The organism is Melaminivora alkalimesophila (assembly GCF_000282995.1).
GTDB classification, from domain to species: domain Bacteria; phylum Pseudomonadota; class Gammaproteobacteria; order Burkholderiales; family Burkholderiaceae_C; genus Melaminivora; species Melaminivora alkalimesophila.
Window position 1 is genome coordinate 1 of record NZ_ALEE01000367.1, and the last position, 6,256, is coordinate 6,256.

Here is a 6,256-nt window from a genome sequence, read left to right on the forward strand (position 1 = left end):
CGGCAGCCACGGGAGCCTGGACGTCGGCAGACGGCAAGGCGGTATCGGCAGGCGCGGCATGGCCCTGCACAGGCAGTTGGTCAATCATGGATTTTCTCAGGCAACGGGCACCGCAGGCGCTACCTGCGGGGGCCTCGTCGATGGTTACAGAACATCAACCATCAAACGAGACCGGGTCCGTAGCGGACGGCCCGGGCGGGCAATTGGTTTGCAAGGGCGCCGCGCTGCGAAGAAAGCGCCGGCGTGCAAGGCCCGATGAGTGAAGGCAGATGCGCAAAAAAAGCTTGCACCACCCAAAAGGCGGGCAAGCTGCGCATTATCGCATGGCGCGGGTTTTCCCGCAAGCCATGCGAGAAGAAAAACGATCAGTAGCTGGCCAGCGGCTTGGGCTTGCCATCCTCGAAGGTCATGACCACCACCGGCGCCTTGACCCGATTGCCCTTGGGGTCGTAGGCGTAGTCGCCCATCACCCCTCGGTAGGTGTTCTGGTACATGTAGGCACCCACCTTGGCCGGGTCGGTCGAGCCGCTCTTTTCCATCGCCTGGCCAATGTTCATGACCTGGTCGTAGTAGAACGGGCCATAGACGTCCGGCCCCTGTCCGTAGCGCTTCTTGAATTTCTCCTGGAAGGCGCGGGCGCCGGCGTCGCCGTCCATCAGCATGCCGGCGTACACGCAGTACACCACGCCGTTGACCGCATCCCCGCCGAGCTTGCCCATTTCCGGGCTGCACAGCGTATCGCCACCGAGCAGCTTGGCGTTGATGCCCAGCTGCTTGATCTGGCGCGCCATGGGAGCGGCCTGCGGGGCGTAGCCACCGTAGAAAATGGCATCCGGCTGCCGGGCCTTGATGTTCGTGAGGATGGCCATGAAGTCGGTGGCCTTGTCGTTGGTGAACTCGCGGCCCACCACCGTCATGCCGAGCTTTTGCGCCTCCTTGGCGAACTCGTCGGCCAGGCCTTGGCCGAAGGCCGTGCGGTCGTCCACCACGGCGACCTTCTTGGCCTTCAGCTCGTTGGCGGCGTAGGCGGCCATGCTGGCGCCGGCCTGCACGTCGCTGGCGACGATGCGAAACAGGTTCTTGTAGCCGGCTTCGGTGATCTTCGGGTTGGTGCCGACGGTGGAGACCATCGCGCCGCCGCGGTCGTACTCGCGCGAGGCAGGAATCGCCACGCCCGAGCAGTACGGGCCCATGACGTAGCGCACGCCGGTGTCGATGAATTTCTGCGCCACGGCCACGCCGGTCTTGGCGTCGCACTGGTCGTCCTCGGAGACCACCTCGAACTTCAGCGTCTTGCCGCCGACATTGATCTTGCGCGCGTTCAACTCCTCGACCGCCAGGCGCACGCCGTTGTCGTTGTCACGGCCGGCAAAGGTGTTCGGGCCGGACAGGGGGCCGCTGTGGCCGATCTTGACGACCTGCTCCTGCGCCGTGGTTGCCGTGGCGCAGGCCAGTGCGGCCAGGGCCACGAGGGTGGATTTGAACGGGGAAACTGTCATCGCAAACGCTCCTGTCAGGGTGGTCTCCAGAAAGAAAGGCCCCGGCGCGCGCGCGGCGGTTGGCCAGGCGCGCCCCGGCGCGGCTGTCCGGTTGGGGACAGCCGGCCATTATCCCTGCAATCAGACGGAGAAAAGGTGCTTGCGGTAGTGCGCCAGCTCGTCGATGGATTCGTGCACGTCGGCCAGCGCCGTGTGGCGCTGCGCCTTCTTGAAGGAGGCATGGGCCTCGGGCTTCCAGCGGCGCGCCAGCTCCTTGAGGGTGCTCACATCGACGTTGCGGTAGTGGAAGAAGGCCTCCAGCCGCGGCATGTAGCGCACCAGGAAGCGCCGGTCCTGGCCGATGCTGTTGCCGCACAGCGGCACCTTCCCCTTGGGCACGTAGCGCTTGAGGAACTCCAGCACCTGCTGCTCGGCCTCGGCCTCGGTCAAGATGCTGGCGCGCACGCGCTCGATCAGGCCGCTGCGGCCGTGCGTGCCCTTGTTCCAGGCATCCATGGCGTCGAGGCAGGCGTCGCTCTGGTGGATGGCCAGCACCGGGCCCTCGATGCGCGGCTCGAGCTGCGGGCCGGTCACGACCACGGCGATTTCGATGATGCGCTCGCGCTCGGGGTCGAGCCCCGTCATCTCGCAATCGAGCCAGACCAGGTTGTCTTCCGAGCGCGCAAGCGACGCAGGCGCCGCGCCGGGGGCGCCGCCAGCGGCGACGGTGGTGTTGTCGGGGGTGGGGTCGAGGGACATCCGCCCGATTGTCGCAAAGGCGGCTGCCCTACACTGCCGTTTCCATGCTGTCCCCCTCGCTGCTGTTCACTCTCGTCTTCGCGGCCGCCCTGCTCGCCGGCCTCGCGCTGAAGTTCTGGCTGGCCACGCGCCAGGTGCGCCATGTGGCACGCCACCGCGATGCCGTGCCGGCGGCCTTTGCCGCACGCATCCCGCTCGCGGCCCACCAGAAGGCGGCCGACTACACCATCGCCCGCACGCGCTTCGGCCTGCTGCAGCTGGCCTTCGGCACCGCCGTGCTGCTGGGCTGGACGCTGCTGGGCGGGCTCGATGCCCTCAACCGGCTGCTGCTGGACGCGCTGGGCGGCGGCATGCGGCAGCAACTGGCGCTGCTTGCGGCCTTCGCCCTGATCGGCGGCCTGCTGGAGCTTCCCTTGCAGCTCTACCAGACCTTCGTGCTCGAAGAGCGCCACGGCTTCAACCGGATGACCTGGCGCCTGTGGCTGGCGGACCTGCTGAAATCCACCCTGCTCGGCGCGCTCATCGGCCTGCCGCTGGCAGCGCTGGTGCTGTGGCTGATGCAGGCGGCGGGTGGCTGGTGGTGGCTGTGGGCCTGGGCCGTGTGGATGGGCTTCAACCTGCTGTTCATGGTGGTCTATCCGCTCTTCATCGCGCCGCTGTTCAACCGCTTCCAGCCGCTGGAGGACGAGGCCCTGCGCGCCCGCGTGACGGCGCTGATGCAGCGCTGCGGCTTCTCCGCCAAGGGCCTGTTCGTCATGGACGGCAGCCGCCGCAGCGCGCACGCCAATGCCTACTTCACGGGCTTTGGTGCCGCCAAGCGCGTGGTGTTCTACGACACGCTGCTGCGCCAGCTGAGCCCGCCCCAGGTCGAGGCGGTGCTCGCACACGAGCTCGGGCACTTTCACCACCGCCACATCGCGCGCCGGCTGGTCGGGCTGTTCGCGCTCAGCCTGGTGGGCTTCGCGCTGCTGGGCTGGCTGGCGACGCAGAGCTGGTTCTACACCGGCCTGGGCGTGGTGCCCAACCTGTCGCTCGACGGCTCGGCCCCGAACGATGCGCTCGCGCTGCTGCTGTTCCTGCTGGCCGCGCCGGCGTTCACCGTGTTCCTGACGCCGCTGCTGGCGCAGTGGTCGCGCCGCCATGAATTCCAGGCCGATGCCTACGCCGCCGCCCAGGCCGATGGCGGGCAGCTTGCAGCCGCCTTGCTCACCCTCTACGAGGACAACGCCTCGACGCTGACGCCCGACCCGATCTACGCGCGCTTCTATTTCTCTCACCCTCCGGCGGCGGAGCGGCTGGCGCGCCTGCCCGCTGCCTCCGAACCTTCCCCGACGACGCCATGAGCCCTGCCGCTTCCTCCATGCTTCCGAAGAAAGACTGGTCCGCCGAGCCCCGGCGCGCGCTGTCGGCCACCGAGACCGTGACGCAACTGGCGCAGCTGCCGGGCTGGCAGCTGCACGGCGACGGCGCCGACGTGGCGATCGAGAAAACCTTCCGCTTCGCCAACTACCACGAGACCATGGCCTTCGTGAACGCCGTGGCCTTCATCGCCCACGTGCAGGACCACCACCCCGACCTGTCAGTGCACTACGACCGCTGCGTGGTGCGTTTCAATACGCACGACGTGGGTGGCATCTCGGCCACCGACATCGACTGCGCCGCCCGCGTGGACGCCCTGCTGGCCGCCCCATGAGCCGCTCCAACGAAGGTCTGGTGGTGGCCAGCCACGGCCGCCACTGCGTGGTCGAGCAGGACGACGGCAGTCGCCGCATCTGCCACCCGCGCGGCAAGAAGAGCCAGGCCGTCGTGGGCGACCGCGTGCGCTGGCAGGCGCCGCCCCCCGGCCAGGGCGAGGAAGGCACCATCGAGCAGGTGCTGCCGCGGCGCAACCTGTTCTACCGCCAGGACGAGGTCCGCACCAAGTCCTTTGCCGCCAACATCGACCAGGTGCTGGTGCTGATCGCCGCCGAGCCGGTGTTTTCCGAGAGCCAGCTCACGCGCGCGCTGATCGCCTGCGAGGCGGCGGGCATCCCGGCGCTGATCGGCCTGAACAAGAGCGACCTGGTCGAGCCCTTCGCGCGGGCCTGGGAGCGGCTGTGGCCCTATCGCCACATGGGCGGCGAGGGCGAGGGAGCGCGCCACTATCCGGTGCTGCCGCTGTCGCTCACCGAGTCGGGCGATACCGACCGGGCGGCGCTGTTGCCGCTGCTGCAGGGGCGCACCACACTGGTGCTCGGCCCCTCGGGCGCGGGCAAGAGCACGCTGGTGAACCTGCTGGTGCCCGGAGCGGCGGTGCAGACGGGCGAGATCTCGCAGGCGCTCAACTCCGGGCGCCACACCACCACCAGTACGCAGCTGTACTGGATCGACCCGGACCGCCGCAGCGCGCTGATCGACTCGCCCGGCTTCCAGGAATTCGGCCTGCGCCACCTCGAGCCCATGCAGCTGGCGCGCTGCATGCCCGATTTCGCCGTGCACGCCGGCGGTTGCCGCTTCCACAACTGCAGCCACCTGCACGAGCCCGGCTGCGCCGTCCTGGCGCAGGTGCGCGAGGAGCGTGCGCCGCTGGCCATCAGCCCGCAGCGCCACCGGATCTACGCAGAACTGTTCGAGGAGCTCAGCCAGAGCCGCTACTGACCGGCCGGGGCCGACCCGCCCTCAGCCGAGCAGCCGCGCCAGCGTGAGCAGCGCCAGCAGCAGCATCCACACCACCACCGAGCGCCACACCAAGCCGACCACGCTGCGCAGGTGCGCGACCTGCGGCTCGCGCCCGGGCGTGCTGTCGCTGTCACCCAGCTCGGCGCCGGCCTCGAAGCCGTGCGCCACCAGCTCGCCCTCGCCGCGCCGGCTGCGCAGCGCGCCTCCCCCCAGGCGCACGTTGATGGCCCCGGCGGTGGCTGCCAGGACCACCCCGTCGTTGTCGCTGGGGAAACGCTGGGCGTGAAAGCGCCAGCCTTCGATGGCCTCCTCGAAGCTGCCCACCACGGCGAAGCACAGCGCCGTCAGGCGCGCCGGCAGCCAGTCGATGGCCGTCCACGCCTCGGCCGCGATGCGCTGCAGCGCGGCACTGGCCGGATGCGCCGTCGCCGTGCGCGGGCCCCAGTAGCGCGAGACGAATTCCGCCAACCGGTAGAGCACGGCGCCGGCCGGCCCCAGGCCCAGCGCCGCCAGCACCGAATACCAGGCCAGCACGCCGAACACATGGCGGTGCGCCGCGATGACCGAATATTCGATCACATGGCGCACGATCTCGCTGCGCGGCAGCTCGCTTGCGTCCACCTGCTTCCACTGCGCCAGGCGCGCGCGCGCACCAGCGGCGTCGCCCTCCTCCAGCGCATCGCGGATGCCGGTGAAATGGTGGCTGAACTGGCGAAAGCCGAGCGTGATGTAGAGCACCGCCACGTTCCAGGCGAGTGCCAGTGGCCAGCCCACCCAGCGCAGCAGCGCCCAGTGCACCAGCAGCACCGCCAGCGGCGGCACCAGCACCCCGAGGCACCACGCCACCCACGCATGGGCGGGCGTGCCGGCATCGAAGTTGCGGTTCACCGACAGCGCCCACGCCCGCAGGCCGGCGTGGATCGGATTGCTGCGCGCCAGCGGCCGGGCCTGCTCGAGCAGCAGGGCGAACAAGATGGCGAAGAAGCTCATGGCCGGCAATCATAGCGGCGCCCCGCGCGGGGCCCGGTCCGGCCCGGACGGCCCCTCAGGCCGCCAGGAAACGGTACAGGTTGCGCAGCATGCCGGCCGTCGCGCCCCAGATGAAGCGCGTGCGGCCGTGGTCCTCGTAGGGGATCGCGAACCACTCGCGCTCGTGCCCCTCCCAGCGCAGCAGACGCCGCTGGTGGTGCGCCGGATCGAGCAGGTAGTCCAGCGGCACCTCGAAGACGTCCGCCACCTCGCCCGGGTTGGGACGCAGCGGCGCCCCCGGCTCGACCAGGCCGACCACCGGCGTGACGATGAAGGACGAGCCCGTCACATAGGTGGACAGCTCGCCCAGCACCTCCACCTGCTGGCGCTCC

General features: G+C 69.5%; 6 protein-coding genes and 1 pseudogene. 3 read left to right on the top strand and 4 right to left on the bottom strand.

Translation table 11 applies throughout. The annotated features are described in order from the left end of the window. Positions 1–365: 365 nt before the first annotated feature. Entirely contained in the window at positions 366–1,499 is a 1,134-nt protein-coding gene (locus tag A612_RS06795; RefSeq protein WP_019373758.1) for a branched-chain amino acid ABC transporter substrate-binding protein, read from the bottom strand. Between the two features lie 120 nt (positions 1,500–1,619). Next, on the bottom strand, positions 1,620–2,237 hold the full coding sequence (gene orn / locus A612_RS06800) for an oligoribonuclease (RefSeq protein ID WP_019373759.1): 618 nt from the start codon (positions 2,235–2,237) through the stop codon (positions 1,620–1,622). A 44-nt stretch (positions 2,238–2,281) separates the two neighbouring features. Between orn and A612_RS06805 the strand changes: the two genes are divergently transcribed. From A612_RS06805 to rsgA, 3 genes are read left to right on the top strand one after another with little or no spacing between them, the layout of a single operon-like run. Continuing rightward, positions 2,282–3,580, top strand: a complete 1,299-nt coding sequence (locus A612_RS06805) for a M48 family metallopeptidase (protein WP_019373760.1) — start codon at positions 2,282–2,284, stop codon at positions 3,578–3,580. Then, positions 3,577–3,930 (top strand): 4a-hydroxytetrahydrobiopterin dehydratase, encoded by a 354-nt coding sequence (locus tag A612_RS06810; protein WP_040436262.1) that lies wholly within the window; start codon positions 3,577–3,579, stop codon positions 3,928–3,930. Before A612_RS06805 ends, A612_RS06810 begins: the two co-directional genes overlap by 4 nt. Then, entirely contained in the window at positions 3,927–4,874 is a 948-nt protein-coding gene (gene rsgA, locus A612_RS06815; RefSeq protein WP_019373762.1) for a ribosome small subunit-dependent GTPase A, read from the top strand. Before A612_RS06810 ends, rsgA begins: the two co-directional genes overlap by 4 nt. Before the next feature lie 21 nt (positions 4,875–4,895). Here rsgA and A612_RS06820 read toward each other — a convergent pair whose 3' ends face one another. Both A612_RS06820 and A612_RS06825 read right to left on the bottom strand, forming a co-directional pair. Further along, a complete protein-coding gene (locus A612_RS06820) occupies positions 4,896–5,885 on the bottom strand; it encodes a CobD/CbiB family protein (protein WP_019373763.1) in 990 nt (329 codons plus the stop codon). Positions 5,886–5,940: 55 nt separating this feature from the next. Then, positions 5,941–6,256, bottom strand: a pseudogene (locus A612_RS06825) (coenzyme A pyrophosphatase); the annotation flags it as partial.